Origin of the sequence: Stutzerimonas stutzeri (genome assembly GCF_024448935.1) — a bacterium.
GTDB lineage: Bacteria > Pseudomonadota > Gammaproteobacteria > Pseudomonadales > Pseudomonadaceae > Stutzerimonas > Stutzerimonas stutzeri_AO.
This window is the reverse complement of sequence record NZ_JAMOIE010000093.1, coordinates 1-18,365: the sequence shown is the minus strand read 5'-3', so window position 1 is coordinate 18,365 and position 18,365 is coordinate 1. Positions and strand designations below refer to the sequence as shown.

The window sequence follows — 18,365 nt, the reverse complement described above, 5'->3', positions numbered from 1 at the left end:
TTTGCCTGCCATGTGCTACCGAACGTCGAGAGGTGACGGGATGGGCGAGCAGAAGTCAGCCGAGGCCGTAGTAGTTGCTCGAAACCAGAGGGACGAAGGGCTGAACCTGCCATGAGCGGATAGTCGGATCTGATCGCTGTTGGAGCGTAAAGCAGAAACGTCGTGAACAGCGGCGGTCGAGGCCATCAGAAGGTAGGAGTCGGAAACTCTGAGAGCCGGTCTGGGCGCTTAGCTACCACAGGCGACACATCAACGGAACCAGGCTCGCTGAGGCTGTTTGTCAGTAGGCAGGAACCGCCGTATACGGAACCGTACGTACGGTGGTGTGAGAGGACGGCCCAAGCAATCCCGCCTCCTACTCGATTCTGGCTTACCGGCGGGAGAGACGTGCGGCTCAATCGCATGGTCGGTTGCTGCGTGCAGGCAGCTGGCGCTGGGCAGTTCGAACTCACCTTTCCTGTGGTTACGCAGCCCTGGTACGCCCGGCTAGGCCGGGCATCATCGACAGAATGGCTCTAACGAGCCGACTCAGGCGCTGCGTCGGGACAGTATGTTCATGTCTATACCGGCCGAGAAAGCCATCGCTGCATACTGTCGATGGAAAACACGAGGTGGAGCAGCAGTATCTGCGCGATGCTAGGTATCGATACACTCCCGACAAAAGACCAATCCAGCTAAATGCCCTTACCGACCATCTTGCCGTTAACGGTTTCGCCGTAAAGGTTCACACCGTCATTGGCATGGTATTTATCACGGGTTTTCTCGACCGAGCCGTCGATCAGGCGCGGGTCCTGCGGTCGCTCGTGGCTGTTCATGAAGGCCGCCACGTTCCACGCGTCTTCGTCCGACAAGGTGCGGCCTTTGCCCAATGGCATGTTCTCCTTGATGAACGCCGCGGCCGTGTTGATCCGATGCATGCCTGCACCCCAGTTGAACGAGTCCGCCCCCCAGAGTGGCGGGAATACATAAAGGTCACCAGATTTCTGGCCTTCCCCGTTCGGCCCATGACAGACGGCGCACTGTGCTGCGTAAACCTGCTCACCCTTCGCCAGGTCATATCCGCCCTCGGGTTGCGGAACTTCAGGATAGGCCCGGCCTGGCAGCTCTTGCCCGGTGGGTGCTCCGGTCGCAAGCCAGTAGGAATAGGCTGAAAGCGCGGCGATTACCGGGCCGTCGGCCTCGGGGGCCTTGCCATTCATGCTGAACTGGAAACAGCCCTGGAGGCGCTCGGCATAGCTGTTCACCTTGTCGTTCTTCTTTCGGTACGCCGGGTACATGGTGTAGGCGGCCCAGAGCGGCGCGGAGTTGGCTTTCCGGCCCTGTTCGAGGTGGCAGTTCGCACAGGCCAGGCCGTTGCCCACATAGTCGGGCGCATGCGTCTTGGTATCAGTGAATATGGCCCGCCCTTGCTGTACCAACTGCCCGAAGGCGTTGTCAGGCAGTTCGCTTTCCTTGGGCGGCTGAAAATACCGGCTACTGGCGGGATCACCGGCCGCGGTGAGGATCTGCGACTGATCTTCCATCGCGATTTCGTCCGCGAGCACCGGGAAGGCCAATGACATCAACAGCAGTGCATTTGTCTGGGGCTTCATTTTGCTGCTCCTCTTTCAGTCAGGCCTGCGAAGTACGTCGAGACCGCCTTTACCTCGTCCTCGGTCATGCTGCGTGCTATGTGCCCCATCAAGTCGTTGGGGTCGTTCTTGCGGGTGCCCTGACGCCAGGCGGCCAGTTGGGACGACAGATACTGAGCCGACTGCCCAGCCAGAGGTGGAAAGGCATCGCCCACTCCCGTTCCGCTTGGGCCGTGGCAGGCGACGCACTCGGGGATGTTGCGATCCCAGGCACCTCGCAGGGCAAGCGTTTCGCCAGGCCCGTCGACCAACGCGGTGCGGTCGATTCGCTCGACCTGCGGTTGCGGCTTGTCAGCCAGCATTGTGGAGACGGCTTCGGCTTCCTCTCGGCTCAAGGCCGCGGCGATGGGCTGCATGATTGGATTCGCCCGCGAACCGGATGCAAAATCAGCCAGCTGCTTGCGCATGTAATTCGCCGACAAGCCGGCTAGGCGGGGGAATCCCGCAGCGGCCATGCCCTCACCCTCGGCGCCGTGGCAGGTAGCACATGCCATCGCGGCAGGGTTGGCCCCGCCTTTGCTGTACACCGCAGCGGCATCCGCCGCGTGCGCGGACACGGAGAACGCAAGGAAGAGCCCGGCCAAGGGCCAGAGGGGGACGTTCATGTAGCCTCCAGATCATTGTTGTTTAGGTGCCGGGGCTGACTTGCACGTGTCGTGTTGCTAGCGTTTTGACAACGGCCCCATGATGCCATTCAACGCCTCGGGACGAGGCGCGCCCTGATGTTGCTGCAGACGCCCTTCATCGTCCAGGTAATAGATCGCCGGGGTGGCCGAGGCGCCCATGTCGCCCATCAGGGTGAGGTTCGCCTCAAGCTGTTCATTCACCTCGGGCGCGATACGCTCGACAGGCTTGAGCGTGCTCGCCTTGCCCGCTGCTTCGTGTTCATTAAGGGCCGCCTCGGGGTCCTTGGCGTTCAGCAATGCGGCGGCTTTACCGGCACTGTCCGGACGCAGCATGCCGACCATGACGTGACGAAGCTGAACGTCGCCGGCTTCAACCCAGGGCCGCGCCTGTTTCCAGAACATGTTGCAGAACGGACAGTTCGGGTCGGAAAACATATAGACGATCCGTGGCGCGTCCGCCGCGCCGTCAGCGATCCAGGTGCTGCTTTCGAGCCGCTGCCACATCTCGCTGCTCATCGGCTCGTACACCAGTTTTTCAAGCGAGGCCTTGGTCAGGTCTGCGCCGCTGGCATCCAGCAGGGTGCCGACCAAGACGTGATCGCCGTCCGGTGTCAGGTACAGCGCGATGCCCTGTCCGTTATAACGTGCCGCATAGCCCTTCAGTCCGCCCGGTGCGTCGAAGCTGCCGACCACTTTGGCCCCACGCGCTTCAATGGCCTGAACCGCAGGAGGCAGGGCCTCGGCCAGCACCAGGGGTGCCGGTAGCAAGGCCAGTGTAGAAATGAAAAAGGAAAGCGATCGTACGGATTTCATGGCTGGTTGTTTACCTCTAGTTGCTCAAGAGCGCGCGCCAGACTGGCACGCGACAGCTCACCGAGGTGGCTGCCAACCTGGCGTCCCTCGGCATCGTAGAAAAGCGTGGTGGGCAGTGCCGCAGACCCCAGGTGCTGGCCCAGGCGCCCACCGGTATCGAGCAGGATGTTTTCCAGGCTGAGCCCTTCGGCTTCAAGGAAGTCGGCGATCAGCCGCTCGCCCTCGCCCTGGTTGACGAACAGAAAGGTCACGTCGGGCGCGTTACGCTGCGCCTCCGCCAGGACCGGCATTTCACGCCGGCAAGGGGGACACCAGGTGGCCCAGAGATTGACCACCAGTGGCTTGCCGACGAAGTCGTGCAACGCAACCGACTGGCCCTGGCTGTCCCGGAATCCCATCTCAGGGAGTTTCGTGCCCTGCTCGAAGGCATGCAATGCGAAAGCCCCGAATCCCCAACTGAGCACACCTACCAGCATCGCGGCGCCAAGCGGTGTGCGTAATCCGCTGTCGCGCCAAGCGAGCCAGATGCCCAGCAGAACGGCCACCAGCAAGCCCGGCCAGGCAATAAAGCCGCCGTCACGTATGTCGATCACGCGCCAGGGCTCTTCTCGGAAATGCTCGACATACACCAGCACGAAGGCCAGCCGCGCGACCAGTAGCGCCACCAGCAGCAGCCTGAACAGCTGCTGCTCCGGATTCCGCTCGCTGCGCCGGCCGACCCACCAGCCGGTGAGCATCGCCAGAAACAGGCTAACCAGCATCAGCGCATGCGGGACGGCAAGGGCCAGGGGCCCCAGATTGATCGTCAGCATCAGCCACGCTCCCTTGTTTCGTTCCATCTACTCAGAAATTGGCTCGCATCGACCTCGCCGGTGATGCGCTGCGTGCGTCGCTCCACCCCGTCCGGGCCGATGAACAGCAGCGTCGGCGGCCCCATGACCTGATAGCGGTTCAGCAACGCGCGGCTGGCAGAATTGGTTTTCGTCACGTCCGGCCGCAGAATCCGCACGCCAATGAGCGCCGCCTGCACCTGCGCCTCGCCGAATACCTCCTTTTCCATGACCTTGCAGGACACGCACCAGTCCGCGTAGTAGTCCACCAGTACCCACTGGCCCGCGGCCTTGGCGGCAGCCAGCTCACGATCGAGAACGGCCGGCTCGCTGAATCCGACAAATCCGTGAGCAGGCTCAGCACCTTGCGAGGACGCAACCCCGCCGGTGAACACGCCGAGCGGCCGCATGACATCCTGCGCGCCGCCTGCCGCCCCCAGCAGCAGCGCTACGCCCCATACACCGGCCAGCCCCGCGACCGAACGCCCGAGCGCCTGATGCCGCACCAGTTGCCGCGACAGCTGCAGCAAGCCGCTGGCGCCCACCACCAGCATCGCGCCCCACAGTCCTACCCAGAGGGGGTCGGACAACAGTGGACGAAGGACATAGAGGGCGGCGATGAGAAACAGAAAACCGAACGAAACCTTGACACGATCCATCCACGGCCCGGGCTTGGGCAGGTATCGATTGCCCACCGTCACCAGCAGCAGCAATGGCGTACCAATCCCCAGGCCCAGCGCGAACAACACCAGGCCGCCGTTCACGGCGTTACCGCTTTGGGCGATGAACAACAGCGCCGCGGCCAGTGGTGCGGTCATGCAAGGTCCCACCAGCAGACCGGACAGCACGCCCAACGCGCTGGCCCCGGCGAGGCTGCCGCCCCGACGCGTGCGTCCGGCCTGCTCCAGCCGATCACGCAGGCCCGCCGGCAGTTGCAGCTCGAAAAAACCGAACATGGGCAAGGACAGCAACACGAAAAGCCCAGCGAAGCTCGCGATCAGCCACGGCTGCATCAGCCATCCCTGCAGATTCGCCCCCAGCAGCGCCGCCACCACGCCAAGGGCGGCGTAGACCAGTGCCATGCTGATGACATAGGCCCCAGCCAGCGCCATGCCGCGGCGAGGCCCGGCCTGGCTGCCCACCACGATGCCCGCCAGGATCGGCAACATCGGCAGCGAACAGGGCGCGAAGGCAAGCAGCAGGCCGAGTCCGAAGAAGATCAGCAGACTCCAGCCGAGCGACTGTTGCTCCAGCCCGCTGGCCAAGGCCTGATCATCGGCCTGAACAGGCGCGAACGGTGGGGTACTGCTGCCGCCCAGTTCTACCGTGCGGCTTTGCGGCGGATAACACAGCCCGGCATCGGCGCAGCCTTGCCAGCCGAGCTCGAGCGACGCGATATCCGCATCGGGGAGCTGCACTTCCAGGCTGTCGCGATAGATTCGCGAATCGCCGAAATATTCGTCATGGTACGGCTCGCCAGGCGGCAACACGGGCTCGCGCCCCGGCGGCAGCCCTGCGAATCGCAGGCGCTCCTGGTAGAGGTAATAGCCGGGCGCAATGTCCCAGCGCAGCACGGCGCCGCCGCTCTCGATCGGCTCGATATGCAGCGTGAACGCTTCGTCCACGGGCAGGAAGTCCTGCTGCTTTTGACCAAGCGTGAACGGCGAAGCGTTCGCCAGTTGCACGACCCAGAGGCAACAGGCCAGAAAGATAAAAAGCGCTCGCATGCACAACACCCGATTAACAGATTCGGAGGCGAGCTTGGCGGCTCGGGATTAAGAGGCGATTAACGAGGCTTGTCGGGACACAACCTGTAAGCCTGAGAGACGTTGAGGTACGCGCAACTCGGCGTACCATCAGCTAACGCGCCGGTAATCCAGGCGGACGATACTGACTGCTGCATATCAAGCGATTCCCACATGCACCTACTGCTGACAGAAGACAACGCACTGATCGCCAGTGGCATCGTCGACGGGCTCGAAGCCCAGGGCTTCAGCGTGGCCCACGCCGCTACGGCCGGACAGGCCGACTCGCTGCTGCGCACGGCCAGGTTTGACCTGATGATTCTCGATCTGGGCCTGCCTGACGAGGACGGCCTGCGCTTTCTCCAGCGCCTGCGCCGGCGCGGCCTGGAGCTGCCGGTACTCATCCTGACCGCCCGAGATGCGGTGACCGAGCGTGTCTCCGGACTTCAGGCAGGCGCCGACGACTACCTCGTCAAACCCTTCGACCTGCGTGAGCTCGCCGCCCGCCTGCATGCCCTGCTGCGCCGCGCTGCCGGCCGGGCCACGCAGATGATCGAACACGGAACGCTGAGCTACGATCCTGCCGCCTGCGCGGCGTTCATGGCAGGCGAACCGGTGGACCTGTCGCGCCGCGAACAGGCGCTGCTCCAGGCGCTCCTGCAGAACCCGGGCCGCGTGCTCTCGGCCGAGCAGCTCAAGGACGCGGTGTACGGACTGGGCGATGAGGTCGAAAGCAATGCCCTGAATGTCCATATCCACCATCTCAGGCGCAAGCTGGGTAACGGTATCGTCGAAACGGTCAGAGGAATCGGTTATCGCCTTGGGCCCGCCGGCCATGCACCTGAGCAGCGCGGGGATCTTGACGCATGAGCTTGCGCCTGCGCCTGACCCTCACCCTTGGCTCGGCCTTCGTGCTGCTCTGGGCGCTGGCCGCGACCTGGATGCTCTTCGATGTTCGCAATCAGTTGATGCAGTCCCTCGATCAGCGCCTTGCCGCGTCGGCGCGGATGGTCGCGGGTCTGCTCGTCCAGTTACCGCAACCGCAACCGCAGCTGGGTGAAGGTGGTATCACCCGCCTGAGTGCGGAACAGCTGGGCATCGAAAACGGCCTGGCCTGCCAGATCAGCTCCTTGCGGGGTGAAATTCTGGCGCGCAGCCATGCGGCGCCAGACAGTGCGCTCGACGCTCAGCGCACCGGCTTTCACCACCAGATGATCGGCGATACCGCCTGGCGCAGTTTTACCTTCATTCAGAACGGCATGCGCATCACCACGGCCGATCGCCTTGACGAGCGCAGCGCACTCCAGCGTTCGGTGCTCATGGCCGCGGCGCTGCCGGTTTTTGTCGCGTTGCTGGGCAGCCTGATCGTGTTGTGGATCGGAATCGGCAACGGCCTTGCGCCACTCAGACGAATCCGCACGGCCCTGGCGCAACGCAGCGCCGATTCGGTGGAGCCGTTGCACATCGAACGGCTGCCGCGAGAGCTGACGCCGCTGGTCGAAACCCAGAACCAGCTGTTCGCGCGGATCGCGCACATGCTCGAACGCGAACGTCGGCTGACCGATGACGCCGCCCATGAACTGCGCAGCCCGTTGACGGCCATCAAGACCCATTTACAGGTCGCGGCCATGACCGAGGGCGACACCGCCAGAAGGGCATTGGCCCAGGCCGAGGTCGGCACGGATCGTCTGCACCGCATCCTTGAACAGCTGCTCATGCTGGCGCGGGTGGAAGGTCGCGTGTCCTTTGATGACGGCCTCCGTTGCACGGCCGTCGACGTTGCGCAGTTGGCGATCGCGGATGCCAGTCAGCAGCCTGGGCCGCGTATCGAGCTGTGCGGGGCGCAGGACATGTCCCCCCGTCCACTGGCGATGCCGCCCACCCTGGCGGTCGCGGCATTGCGCAACCTGCTCGACAATGCCCGCCGCCATACCCATGACGGCACGGCCATCCGCTTGACGCTCTCCCAGCTGGATGAAAACCGGGTTCGCTTCAGCGTGCAGGATCACGGCCCGGGCATCCCGCCGGAAATGCTCGAGCGGCTGACGGAGCGCTTCTGGCGCAGCGGCGAAGGTGAAGGCAGTGGTCTGGGTCTGTCCATCGTCAAGGCGATCGCCGAGCGCTGTGCCTGCGATCTGCGTTTCGAGCCGCAGGCGGACGGTCTCGTCGTCGAGCTGGTGGTCAGCCTGCAGGCGCCCGCTCCATTTAAAGACGGCACCGCGATAGCCTGAACGTCCAGCCATGCACACCGTCCGAATAGTTGACTGAGCAATCCTGTTAACGATCATCGGAGGTGACGATGCTTGTTTTCGAGCCTGTTTATACAGATGGCCTGGCGCAGATTTCCTATCTGGTCGGCGACAGCAAAGCTGCCGTGGCTGCGGTCATCGGTGGCCGCTCGGATAGCTATCAGTTCGACCTTCGTCAGGCCAGCGATGGCGAGACGATAGAGCTCGGGCAGGTGAGGCTGCAGGTCATGCATTCGCCGGGACATATGCCTGAGCACATTTCCCTGCAGCTGTTTGACGCCCGGCAGGGCAACCAGTCATTCGCGCTATTTACCGGCGACACCCTGTTCAATCTGGACGTAGGGCGGCCCGACCTGCTCGGCGAAGGCAGCGAACGGAAGCTGGCAGGCGAGCTATACCGCACCTTGTTCGATCATTACCTGCCGCTTGGCGACCGGAAGGAAATCTACCCCTGCCAGGGCGCCGGCTCGGCCTGTGGCAAGTCCATCGGCGACCGACGCCACTCCGCGGCAACGAGCGTCTCTTCAACCCAGCCTTGCGCGAGCACGAAGCGAAGAGGAATTCATCGATTGGCTGCTGGCCGACATGCCGGAGCCACCCCGTCACTATGCGCGCCTGAAAAAACTGAACGTGCGTCCCGCCGTACAGATGGAAGGACCTTCGATTCCGCCATCTCTCGCGCTGTCAGACTTCGAGGCACTCGCCGCGCAAGACGTGCAGGTCGTAGACCTCCGCTCGATCGCAAACGAAACGATTCCGATGTGATGTTGCTTGATGTGCGCAGTCCTGCTGAATACGAGGCAGGCAATATCCCCGCTGCCCATCATGCGTTCGTGGCTCATATAGACACAGCCCTTGGCAACCTGGACCGGGATAAAACTGTCGCAACGTATTGCGGTTCGGGATACCGAGCATCGATCGCAGCGAGCATCTTGAAAAAGAACGGTTTTAAAAAAGTAGTCAATGTGCCTGGGTCATGGGCTGCCTGGAGAGCAGCAGACGTGCCCGTGGCATAAAAACCAAGCAAAAAATCAGAGGAAAATAAGCATGCAGCCAGAAACCTCCCCACTGAAAGCAGCCAATCAGCGCTTGTCCATTGGCGGGAAATATGTAGCCCAGCAGAAAAGGAAGGCCCTATGCATCGCAACCATGGCGGTAGTCTCGGGCTGTACCGGTTTCGGCACGGTCAGTTCGTCAACTGAACCCGCTGGAAGAGCGGAATCTACCAAAACCAATGTCTTGGAGGCAGGAGCAGCGATGCTCCAAACGGATTCGCCTCTGGATCCCATGAACGTTTATTTGGTCGGCTTTCATCCCATGAAAGATGACCCATCTCACCAAATGGAAGCGCACCATTTTTGTAATCAAGTCAACGAAGATCTTGCCCAATGCGCGTTGTTTGATGGCAATACTCGAGACGCTAACCTCAACGGTATCGAGTACATCATCTCCGAGCGCCTGTTTGAGCAATTGCCGGCCGCCGAAAAGCAGTACTGGCATCCGCACAATGGCGAAATTTTGTCCGGACAGTTGGTTGCGCCCGGTTTGCCGGAGCAGGCTGATCACGCGCTGATGAAGAGCAAGATGAATAGCTACGGCAAAACATGGCATACCTGGGACGCTACCCAAGGCCAGCCAGGTGAGTCGCTGCCATTAGGAGAGCCGAAGTTGGCGTGGTCGTTTAATCGGATTGGTGAGGCCAAAGAGGGATTGGTGGAAAGCCGAGACAAGCGTATGGATATCAATACTGAGGAACGCCGTAAGGCCAGACAGGACCTTATGCCACTGGCCAAGCCACAGCAGGGCGTTGATGCGCTCAAGGGCCAATTTGAAGGGCCAACCCGGCCCATTCCCGGTGTTGTTGACAAACAAGCCGCAAGTCAGTCACCGGCGCAATCGGAACCGGTTTCCAGATAGAGGGGGCGCGCAGTTTGAGTTCGCAGCTTACAAGTGACAACACGGGATCATTAGGAGCGATTGCTCAAACCTACTAACAGGTGATGACTATGGCTTTCGAATCGAGGCCCACCTTAGTCCCGCGTCGCTCAATGCTGGCAACGATATTGCTCGGTGTTGGCGTCATGTATTACGGCGGTGATCTTGCTGAGCTGTTGCTGATAATCGCGTTCTTTGCGATGTGGTTTCACCGTCGGAACATTCTTCGAGTGGCGTTCGCCGATCGAAGGCAGGGCTTGTACTAAAGAGCAGTAGCAGCAAGCAGATCCGATATAGCGGTAAGAAATCATTGGGGTTCAAATCAGAGATTCGAGATGAGTCTCCTCTCCCGGGCATGGGGCACCACTTCCTCAATGCCGGCTCTGATTCTGCTATGTGGCGGTCGGCTCTATCATTCTGCATCTCCGCTGTTACCGGCAGAGCAGGACGACGAGTTTCCACCCGCTAGGGGGAAAACCAGCAACTGTCGCTCCGTGCCTCACTGGCCCAGACTTTGAATTACCAGGGCAGTGGCAGCAATGATTGCAATCAGACCGAAACCTTTCTGCAGCAGTGGTCCGGGCAATCGGGCGGAGATCAGAAGGCCCATTAACATTCCAGCAACCGCACCCACCGAAAAAGGTATGGCCACTGCCCAGTCGATGTTCCCCGCTAAGGCCGAAGACGACACGCCGCTGACCGATACGAGGCCGATGACGGCCAATGAGGTTGCGGCGATCGAGCGCATCGGCAAATCACTGAAGCGGTGGAGCGCCGGAACCAGCACGAACCCACCGCCTACGCCCAGCAATCCCGAGAGGAAACCCGCCACGGTGCCGGATGCGGCGACGATTGCCGCACAGCCTGAGGTCCAGTGAAAGCGCCCGGTCTGCGGGTTCAGCCGACAGGGCACGGCCCTCGGGGTCGAGCCATCGCTCGGCGGGCGCCGGAAGGCCCTGAAGGCGACCCAGAACATCACCAGCGCAAACACCACGGCGAGCACATCGTGTGCGACCCGACCTGCCACCCAGACGCCGACGGGCGCGAGCAGTACCCCGCAGCCGGCCATTAGCGCCGCCGCCTTGTAACGGACAATGCCCTCCCGAAGTCCTATCACCGCGCCCACCCATGCGGCAAGGCCGACCGCCATCAGGCCGATCGGCGCGGCCTGCTGCAGCTCGAGGCCCACCCCGAACATCAGCAACGGCACGGTGAGGATGCCGCCACCCGCGCCGGTCAGCGCCAGGACGAGGCCGACCAATAGTCCGAGCCCGATTTCCATCATGCTCGGCAGCCCTCTTGCTCGGGCGCCTCGGCCTGGCGTCCCGGATGAGCGCGCCCCTCGGTCACTGCGGCTTGCCTGAAAGGCGCGTCTGCAATTCATACAGCGCCATGCCCGCCAGCATCGCGAGGATAAAGATCAGCGGCTCGCTGCGGCCGCTCAAGAGTGATGCGACCACCGGCCCCGGACAATAACCGGCCAGCCCCCAGCCCACTCCGAATGCCAGGCTACCCAGCACGAGCGGGCGATCTATCCGGGTGGCGGTGGGCATCCGCATGACATCTCCCAGCACCGCCCGGGACCGTTTGGAGGCGAAGTAGAACCCGACACTGGCGATTGCGATCGCACCGCCCATGACGAATGCGAGCGAGGGGTCCCACGCTCCGGCCAGATCGAGAAAGGCGATCACCTTGGAGGGGTCGGCCATGCCTGACAGGATCAGGCCGAGGCCGAAAACCAGCCCCGCTACAAACGCGCTCAGCAATTTCATCGCAGCTCCTCAGCCCATCAAATGGCGGACCATAAATACAGTCAGAAAGCCGCTGGCCATGAACGCGGCGGTGGCGACCAGCGAGCGTGGCGACCGCCGCGACAATCCACAGACGCCGTGCCCGCTCGTACAACCGGAGCCATACCGCGTGCCGACCCCGACCAGCAATCCGGCCGCGATCAGGGTCAAGGTGCTCGCCTCGATCTCGATGTCCGGTAGCCCGAAAGCGGCCTGAAACAGTACCGGTGCGATGACCAGTCCGGCGATAAAGGAAACACGCCAGAGCACATCGCCTTTGGCTGGCCGCAGCAAACCGCCGAGCACGCCGCTGATGCCCGCGATGCGCCCATTCAACAGGATGAACAGAGTCGCCGCGAGCCCGATCAGCATGCCCCCGGCGAGCGAGGACCAGGGTGTAAAATTTGCCCAGTCGATTGTCATTTCGTTGGCTCCTGGATTTCAGGGTGCTGGCAGTAAAGCCGGTAAAGCACCTGCATGACTTCCATCGCCTGGCGGCTGGCGATGCTGTAGTGAACTTGCTTGCCCACGCGTTGCGTGCTGACCAAGCCGTTGTGACGCAGCACCGCGCTGTTGAGACAGGGTCGGTTGCTCAATGCCCGTCGTACGGGCGAGATCACCCACGCAATACTCGCCCTGGGTCATCTGACACAGCAACAACAGGCGGTCAGGATTGCCCAGGACCTTCAGCAAACCGCAGGCCTCCGTGGCGCTGCGACGCAGCGTTTCGATATCGAGATCTGCCATTGGAGGCCATTTTCCTGCAGGGGGTCGCAAGGTTTGACAATATATCTTATCGATATATATTTCAATATATCGTATCGACCCAGCAGCGGACGCCCGGTCGGAACTCGAGGTCCCGCACACGCCCTAAAACCGTGCGGCATCGCTGTGGCTTTTCACCTCGCCGCGCCAACCCGTCGGCGCGAACCAGGAGATCAACATGTCATCGATACAGCAAAGCAGTACGACCCATGACCAGGCGGACCGGGTTCGCCGTTCAACGCCGCCACCCGTCAACCAGGAAATCGATCGGCAAACGGACGAGAATATTCGTCGCTTCAGCGGGATGGGGCGAAGCGCGATCCTTCAGCGCATCGACACCCTTGACCGCGAGTGGGACGTGGAACGCGTGCTCGAGGTCAATGCCTCCTCCCTTGCGCTGTCCGGCCTGCTGCTGGGCCTGACCGTGAACAGAAAGTGGTTCCTGTTGCCTGGCGTCGTGCTGCCGTTTCTTCTGCAACACGGTTTGCAGGGCTGGTGCCCACCGCTGGCTATTCTGCGCCGCCTGGGGGTGCGCACGCGGGGCGAGATCGATCAGGAAAAATATGCACTGCTCGGCGCGCTGGAACAGGCACCGCTGAACACTCCCCACTAGCCGAGACCATCATGATATTTCGCCAGCTGTTCGAGCCCGTGTCGTCCACCTACACCTATTTGCTCGGGTGCAAGGACAGCGGCCAGGCCGTGCTCATCGACCCGGTCATTTCCGCAACGGACCGCGACCTGACCGAGCTGGCCAGGCTGGGCCTGAAATTGGCGTTCACCTTGGACACCCATATACATGCCGACCACATCACCGCCGCGCTGGAGCTGAAGAAGCAGACGGGCTGCCGCATCGCGGGGCCGGCAATCGACAAGCTGCCCTGCACGGATGTCGGCGTCGAGGAAGGCGTTCCTTTCATCGTCGGCAGCCTGCACTTCACGCCCCTGCATACACCCGGTCACACCGATGGGCACTTCGCCTATCTGTTGGGGGATCGTCTGTTCAGCGGTGATGTCTTGCTCATCGACGGTTGCGGCAGGACCGACTTTCAGAACGGCAGCGCCGATGACCTGTTTCACAGTGTTAGAAACAAGCTCTTCACGCTGCCCGGCGACACCCTGGTCTATCCCGGCCATGACTACAGCGGTCGTCGCGTCTCGACCATCGCGCAGGAAAAGCAACGCAACCCGCGGCTAGGCGAAGCGATAACGCTGGAGTGCTTCCGGAAAATCATGGCGGGATTGAATCTGCCGTATCCCAAATTCATCGATCATGCGGTACCGGGGAATCGCCAGTGCGGCGTGTGTCCTCCCAACCTGACCGAGAACCTTCGTCGCTACTGCGAACAGGTCGAGCACAGCCCGCAAGGTTGATCTGGACATGATGTCGCCCTCCACGATCGTTGAGGACGGGCAGGTCGAAACGTCCCGTCTAGCTGCGTGCAGCTTTCGTAGAACGGTAGCGTATGGTGCATCATCAGGTACACACCGAGAACGAATCGTAACCACTCCAAACCAATGAACTTCTCTTTCTCCCCCCGCATGCCGTTCTCTCTGCTCCTCGCTGATGGCCAGTCGATACTGGAGCGCCATAGCGTACGAAGCGTTCCCGTCATGTCAGGAAAGTGCGAGTTGGCGAGAAAGAAGCAAGGCGAAACTGGACGGCCTGGCGCATCACGAGATCGCGGCGCAGATGAGGTATGTCCTCTGATCTGGCTTCGCCTCGTCTTGGCTCCGGTTGCGCCGCATGCGGGTTCGTGAACTTATCCTCTGCGTTGCAGTTGAACCCTCAAAACTCCCGGCCCACGCCTATGACTTCATCGGCTCCGTCCAGGGTCACGGTCACTGTTCTTCCTGCGATCAGCTCGATGCCCCGGGGGACTTCGTCGATGGCGATGCGCACGGGCACGCGCTGGGCTAGACGTACCCAGCTGAAAGTTGGATTGATATTGGCCAGCAGGGTGTTCGAGGAGGAGGTCCGCTCGCGGTCCTCAATGCCTGCGGAAAGGCTCTCAACGTGTCCGGACAACGTCCGATCCTCGCCCATGATATGAAGAGTGGCGTGGGTGCCTGGCTGGATGCGTGCCAGCTTGGTTTCTTCAAAATAGCCGGCCACATAGAAGCTATCGCTGTCGACCAATGCGATCAGCGGCTGTCCCGCCGTCGCGTAGGCGCCGGGCCTGAGGGAAAAATTGGTGACGATGCCATTGACCGGGGAGCGCACCTGCGCGCGCTCCAGGTTAATGCGGGCCAGGTCCTGGTCGGCGATGGCCTGGGCATATCGGGCCCGGGCTTCTTCCGCTTTGGATCGCCGCTCGTCACGCTGCTGTCTGGAGCCGGCATCCCCCAGAGCCGCATACCGGCGGTTTTCACGCTCAGCGGCGTTGCGGATGGCTTGCGCGGTGGCGACGGCGGCGCGCGCTTGTTCCAGGGCATTGCTCAGGCGGACCTGGTCGACGGTGAACAGCAGGTCGCCGCGCCGCACCCTTTCGTTGTCCCGCACATACACGGCCTCGACCCGGCCCGATACATCGGCGGCCAGCGATACGACGTCGGCGCGTATCTTGCCGTCGCGGGTTTGCGGCGCGTAGGTGTAATAGTTGTAGAGGTACCACAGAACCAGTGCCGCCAGGAACGCGATGACCACCGTCAAGGTGCTTTTCAGGAGCGATAAAAATCTTTCTCGATTCATGGTCGTCGGCTGATTTTCAAGGTGAAGTGAACGCGCGCAGTATGGCGAATGCCACACCGATGAGCAGGAGGAATAGAGAGGTATCGAATAGCGATCGCTGGAAGATGTGGTGATAGAGTCCGAGCGCTTCCAGTAATTTCGAAACGATCAGCCGCCCGAAAAAAGCCGCGACCATGCAGACAAGCAGCGGTGAAAGGAACACTCCGGCGATGTTGATTTCTCCAATCATGGGGCGGGTATCCAGGCAGGCGATTGGGCGAACAGGGCGACTCGCAGGCCGACCAGGGCCCGGGTCGCGCCCGAATTCCGGAAAACTGGGCGCTGCCGCCAGAGGTGTGACAGCGCGCCATCAATGAGGTCCAGCAGGTCGGTCGACGGCTGCGGGCGGTCGATTTCCATACGCACTCGGCCAAGCAACTGCTCGATGGTGTTTCGCAGGGCGCTATTGAGTTCGGCTGAGGCCATGCTCAGCTCGGCCACATGCACACCGACACTCAGGCGTGTCAGCAGCCTCACGCTACGATCGATCTGGCCCGCCGCCGCCAGGCGCGCGGTGATGGATGAGATGCGGTCGAGCGCGCGGGCCAGGTAGGCGTCGCGCTGCTTCTGGCTGGCTTGTTGGATCAGGCGACTGATGTCCCGGGTTTCCATCCGCACAAAGCGCGACAGCGCATGTTTCACGCCCAGGGTGCGGAACAGGCCGGCACAGAAAAACGCCGTATAGATACCGAGCAAATTGGCAAATACCGTTTCCAAAAAACTGGCGAAATCGAAGGGTACGTATTGGCCCTGCAGGTTGATCGAGCTCAATCCCAGGGCGAGTACCAGAATCGCCATGGGATTGGTGACCGCCCATACGCCAAGGGGCAGCATGAAAATCCCCATCATCAGCATGAAGGTGGGAAAGTCATGGGCCAACGGCAACAGCCCGTAGCAAAGGATGCCGACGAGCGTGAGCGAGAGCAGGCCGAAACGCCCGAACTTGTCGATGGCGCGTCCAGGCTCGTCGCCGCTGCCGAAGAAAGCCAGGGCGATTGTGGCCATCAGCACGACATTCGGGCCCTGGTACCAGCCAGTCGCCGCCCAGAGGCCACACAGCAAGGCGTAGGTGGTGAGAATGGTGGCGGCGATGCGCAGCGCCAGGTCGGTGTCCGGGGCAAGCGCAAAGGCGGCGGTCTTGCCGACCTGCCTTTGCAGTGCCGGGTCGAGTGTTCGTGAGCCATCCAGGGCGGCGTCGATAGCTCGCACTTCGCTCCAAATGCCCAGCAGCTCGGTGAACAGACCCGCCAGATTTTCATGGACAAGCTGCTGCCAGGGCCGCTGCTGTTGCCCATCCACCGCCAAGGGGAGCGCCAGGATGCTTGCGGAGAGGTTTTCTGCTGCCGTGTCGCCGGCTCGAATGGCATCCAACGCTTCGCCGAGCAAGGGCGCGAGCGCCGAGGCTTCGTCAGCGTCAAGGGCCGCGATGCGGGTTTCGATTGCCGACAGCAGAGGAACGAGGCGCAGCAGGCGCTGCTGGATGGCCAGCGCGTATTGGATGTTCTCACGCGAGACCGTCGGGTCGTAGCGCAATTGGGCAGCCATCTGCGACAGGCCGGTGATGTCGCGGATGGTCTGTAGCCGATGATGGGCGGCGGTGCTGTCGCCAGTCTTTCCTTCCAGGGTATCGACGATCCAGCTTTCGACGTCGGTCAGCCAGCGGTGCAGGTTGCTGCGCAAGGTGGTCGCCAGCGAGCGTGGGGCGATAAGGCTGTCGACCAGGGTGCTCAACGTGATGCCGAGGCAAATTTCACAGACCCGGGCGACCACGGTATCGAACATCGTCTCGGGGTGATTGACCCCCGCCACCGCAACCAGCATCAAGGTGATGGCGAACAGCTGGAACCCGTAGCTGCGTGGCGTCCGGTCGAGAAAGGCGCAGCCAAAGGCGGCCGTCGCTACCAGCCCGGCGGCGATGATGAGAAGCAGCGGCGTGCTGGCGAACAGTCCGGACATCACCAGGGTGATCACGCCGGCGCACAGTGTTCCGCTAAAGCGATACACCGCCTTGGAACGAATCGCACCCGTCCAGGGATTCATGACCACGCAACAGGTGACCAGCGCCCAGTAAGGCTGGGGCAGCCCGATCTTTACCGCAATGACGAAAGAAAGCATGGCTGCGATAAACAGCTTGATCGAGAACAGCAGCGATTCCAGACCCGGTCTCATGGAAGTCTGGTCCGTTGCTGCTTTAGGTGTTCATTGGCCCGGTCTTCGAATTGCCGCAGGACCCGTGTGTTGGTTTCGATATCCTTCGGGGGGATATCACCGAGCACCGCGGCGCGCATGGCAGCGAGCGCCTGTTCCATTTTCACTGCCAGGCGGCGTCCTTCGGGGAGGATATGAATCGCTCTGGCGCGGCGGTTTCCCGGTACCTCGCAGCGCTTGAGCAAGGCGGCCGCTTGCGCCTGGTCGAGCGTGCGCATCATGGCCGCCGGATTGACGCCTATTTCTGCTGCCAGCACCTTTTGCTGTACCCCGTCGCCGAGGCGATGCACCAGCAGCACCGCAGTCGCCAGAGATACCGAAAGCCCGGAGTCCGCCAAGGCTACAGCCGCGGCTTGTTGCCAGGCGCGCCGGACGGGCTGCAGGGCATTGGTCAATGCATATAGGGCGGCAGCTGAAGAGGGCACCGTAGGCTCCTGTTTAGGTGTTTGTCAGGCACAAATGGCCCTTGGAAAAAGGGGAAAGTTTAGAATGCAATTATTGCCTAGGCAATCAAATGCGCTGTCTATCGATCGGCGCCGGGATTACCAGGGGAACTTCGCGAGAAGAATGCCTTGTACATCCTCCAAGGTCTTTGCATGGGGCGTGCTGGCGACGGAGGGCGCACCAACCAAGCCCGAGACGCTTGCTGGGTGCAATCGATATTCTTCTCGTTCACAGGGAGCCGATATGAAACGGCGGTTAAACCGATACTCGAACTCGGCCAGATAGCGTGGTGCATGCTTGGGATTGAACGCATGCAACGTTCCGGTCAGTGCGTTCTTCGCGTTGCCCAGCAGGGTATTGACCCATTTGAAGGCTGAAGGCTGAACGCTGGGTACTGGCACCACCACTGCCTGTCACGATTGGCGAATGCAGGCAATTGCTCGCAGCGAAAGCTTTGAAACAGGCAAGGCCGTGGCGGTAAACGGTACTTCCCGGCGCCACCGACCGTTGAGCGTAACGGCCGATCTCGTTGAGCGTGAAAGCCCGCACTCGGCGTAGCTGAAGATACTGGGACCAGCCTTCAGTGCTGGTCTGCACC

General features: G+C 61.8%; 19 protein-coding genes and 2 pseudogenes. 6 read left to right on the top strand and 15 right to left on the bottom strand.

What is annotated here, in order from left to right; translation table 11 throughout:
- Positions 1–674: 674 nt before the first annotated feature.
- From NA637_RS20525 to dsbD, 5 genes are read right to left on the bottom strand one after another with little or no spacing between them, the layout of a single operon-like run.
- Positions 675–1,592, bottom strand: coding sequence for a c-type cytochrome (locus NA637_RS20525; protein WP_256074419.1), 918 nt, complete (start codon positions 1,590–1,592; stop codon positions 675–677).
- Entirely contained in the window at positions 1,589–2,236 is a 648-nt protein-coding gene (locus NA637_RS20520) for a c-type cytochrome (RefSeq protein ID WP_256074418.1), read from the bottom strand. The genes NA637_RS20525 and NA637_RS20520 overlap by 4 nt, the downstream gene beginning before the upstream one ends.
- Positions 2,237–2,293: 57 nt before the next feature.
- Positions 2,294–3,070 (bottom strand): thiol:disulfide interchange protein DsbG, encoded by a 777-nt coding sequence (gene dsbG, locus NA637_RS20515; RefSeq protein WP_256074417.1) that lies wholly within the window; start codon positions 3,068–3,070, stop codon positions 2,294–2,296.
- Positions 3,067–3,882, bottom strand: coding sequence for a TlpA family protein disulfide reductase (locus NA637_RS20510; protein WP_256074414.1), 816 nt, complete (start codon positions 3,880–3,882; stop codon positions 3,067–3,069). Before NA637_RS20510 ends, dsbG begins: the two co-directional genes overlap by 4 nt.
- Entirely contained in the window at positions 3,882–5,627 is a 1,746-nt protein-coding gene (gene dsbD, locus NA637_RS20505) for a protein-disulfide reductase DsbD (RefSeq protein ID WP_256074413.1), read from the bottom strand. Before dsbD ends, NA637_RS20510 begins: the two co-directional genes overlap by 1 nt.
- A 192-nt stretch (positions 5,628–5,819) precedes the next feature.
- Here dsbD and NA637_RS20500 point away from each other — a divergent pair, with 192 nt between their 5' ends.
- From NA637_RS20500 to NA637_RS20485, 4 genes are all read left to right on the top strand, one after another.
- The gene (locus NA637_RS20500; protein WP_256074412.1) at positions 5,820–6,515 is read left to right on the top strand and encodes a response regulator; all 696 of its coding nucleotides are present in this window, start codon (positions 5,820–5,822) and stop codon (positions 6,513–6,515) included.
- Positions 6,512–7,876, top strand: coding sequence for a sensor histidine kinase (locus NA637_RS20495; RefSeq protein ID WP_256074411.1), 1,365 nt, complete (start codon positions 6,512–6,514; stop codon positions 7,874–7,876). The genes NA637_RS20500 and NA637_RS20495 overlap by 4 nt, the downstream gene beginning before the upstream one ends.
- Before the next feature lie 68 nt (positions 7,877–7,944).
- Positions 7,945–8,910 (top strand): rhodanese-like domain-containing protein, encoded by a 966-nt coding sequence (locus NA637_RS20490; protein ID WP_256074410.1) that lies wholly within the window; start codon positions 7,945–7,947, stop codon positions 8,908–8,910.
- 31 nt (positions 8,911–8,941) lie between these two features.
- On the top strand, positions 8,942–9,811 hold the full coding sequence (locus NA637_RS20485) for an OBAP family protein (RefSeq protein ID WP_256074409.1): 870 nt from the start codon (positions 8,942–8,944) through the stop codon (positions 9,809–9,811).
- A gap of 128 nt (positions 9,812–9,939) precedes the next feature.
- Here NA637_RS20485 and NA637_RS20480 read toward each other — a convergent pair whose 3' ends face one another.
- From NA637_RS20480 to NA637_RS20460, 5 genes and pseudogenes are all read right to left on the bottom strand, one after another.
- A complete protein-coding gene (locus NA637_RS20480) occupies positions 9,940–10,140 on the bottom strand; it encodes a hypothetical protein (RefSeq protein WP_256074408.1) in 201 nt (66 codons plus the stop codon).
- A 188-nt stretch (positions 10,141–10,328) separates the two neighbouring features.
- Positions 10,329–11,114: a sulfite exporter TauE/SafE family protein gene (locus tag NA637_RS20475; RefSeq protein WP_256074406.1), complete on the bottom strand. Its 786-nt coding sequence runs from the start codon at positions 11,112–11,114 to the stop codon at positions 10,329–10,331.
- 61 nt (positions 11,115–11,175) lie between these two features.
- A complete protein-coding gene (locus NA637_RS20470; protein ID WP_256074405.1) occupies positions 11,176–11,601 on the bottom strand; it encodes a YeeE/YedE family protein in 426 nt (141 codons plus the stop codon).
- A gap of 9 nt (positions 11,602–11,610) precedes the next feature.
- Complete coding sequence (locus NA637_RS20465; RefSeq protein ID WP_256074404.1) at positions 11,611–12,042, bottom strand: YeeE/YedE family protein; 432 nt, start codon at positions 12,040–12,042, stop codon at positions 11,611–11,613.
- Positions 12,039–12,366 (bottom strand): annotated as a pseudogene (locus NA637_RS20460) (ArsR/SmtB family transcription factor). The gene NA637_RS20465 and the pseudogene NA637_RS20460 overlap by 4 nt, the downstream one beginning before the upstream one ends.
- Positions 12,367–12,562: 196 nt before the next feature.
- Here NA637_RS20460 and NA637_RS20455 point away from each other — a divergent pair.
- Both NA637_RS20455 and NA637_RS20450 read left to right on the top strand, forming a co-directional pair.
- Positions 12,563–12,997 (top strand): hypothetical protein, encoded by a 435-nt coding sequence (locus NA637_RS20455; RefSeq protein ID WP_256074403.1) that lies wholly within the window; start codon positions 12,563–12,565, stop codon positions 12,995–12,997.
- A gap of 11 nt (positions 12,998–13,008) precedes the next feature.
- Positions 13,009–13,758, top strand: a complete 750-nt coding sequence (locus NA637_RS20450) for an MBL fold metallo-hydrolase (protein ID WP_256074402.1) — start codon at positions 13,009–13,011, stop codon at positions 13,756–13,758.
- Positions 13,759–14,173: 415 nt separating this feature from the next.
- Here the strand turns inward: NA637_RS20450 and NA637_RS20445 are convergent, their stop codons facing one another.
- The 5 genes and pseudogenes from NA637_RS20445 to NA637_RS20425 all read right to left on the bottom strand — a co-directional run.
- Positions 14,174–15,031, bottom strand: a complete 858-nt coding sequence (locus tag NA637_RS20445) for an efflux RND transporter periplasmic adaptor subunit (protein ID WP_256074420.1) — start codon at positions 15,029–15,031, stop codon at positions 14,174–14,176.
- A 61-nt stretch (positions 15,032–15,092) separates the two neighbouring features.
- The gene (locus NA637_RS20440) at positions 15,093–15,305 is read right to left on the bottom strand and encodes a DUF1656 domain-containing protein (RefSeq protein WP_256074401.1); all 213 of its coding nucleotides are present in this window, start codon (positions 15,303–15,305) and stop codon (positions 15,093–15,095) included.
- Entirely contained in the window at positions 15,302–17,284 is a 1,983-nt protein-coding gene (locus NA637_RS20435; protein WP_256074400.1) for an FUSC family protein, read from the bottom strand. The genes NA637_RS20440 and NA637_RS20435 overlap by 4 nt, the downstream gene beginning before the upstream one ends.
- Entirely contained in the window at positions 17,281–17,748 is a 468-nt protein-coding gene (locus NA637_RS20430; RefSeq protein ID WP_256074399.1) for a MarR family winged helix-turn-helix transcriptional regulator, read from the bottom strand. Before NA637_RS20430 ends, NA637_RS20435 begins: the two co-directional genes overlap by 4 nt.
- 264 nt (positions 17,749–18,012) lie before the next feature.
- Positions 18,013–18,365, bottom strand: a pseudogene (locus NA637_RS20425) (transposase); the annotation flags it as partial.